This is a genomic window from Paenibacillus sp. J45TS6 (assembly GCF_018403285.1).
Classification (GTDB): Bacteria; Bacillota; Bacilli; order Paenibacillales; family Paenibacillaceae; genus Paenibacillus.
Window position 1 is genome coordinate 1 of sequence record NZ_BOSJ01000069.1, and the last position, 435, is coordinate 435.

Sequence of the window (435 nt, forward strand, 5' to 3'; positions counted from 1 at the left end):
GAGATTTCCCAACTAGTAAGACCCCTTGAAGACGACGAGGTAGATAGGCTGGAGGTGGAAGTGCAGCAATGCATGGAGCTGACCAGTACTAATCGGTCGAGGGCTTATCCTACAAGCTTTCTGAAGGAAAGCTACTTCGAAAGCATATGCTATAAATCGCAAAGATTGTTTCGTATCTAGTTTTCAGGGAGCAAATCCTTGAGGAAAACCAAACGCTTGTTTCTTGATTCACACTTTCGTGTTGAACCCAAGCAAACGCGAAGAGCGAATGAATTTTCCGAAGATTTTAAGCTGCATGTCCTTTCTATGGACTGATATTTTGCTGGTGAGTGTTCACTGAAGATATCACAGCGCAAAAATCATGTTTGGTGGCGATAGCGGAGGGGTTCCACACGTACCCATCCCGAACACGACCGTTAAGCCCTCCAGCGCCGA

Annotated in this window: 2 rRNA genes; both read left to right on the plus strand. The window is 46.2% G+C overall.

The features are described 5' to 3' along the window. Positions 1-112, plus strand: a 23S ribosomal RNA gene (locus tag KJS58_RS24945); the annotation flags it as partial. A gap of 252 nt (positions 113-364) precedes the next feature. Then, a 5S ribosomal RNA gene (rrf, locus tag KJS58_RS24950) occupies positions 365-435 on the plus strand; the annotation flags it as partial.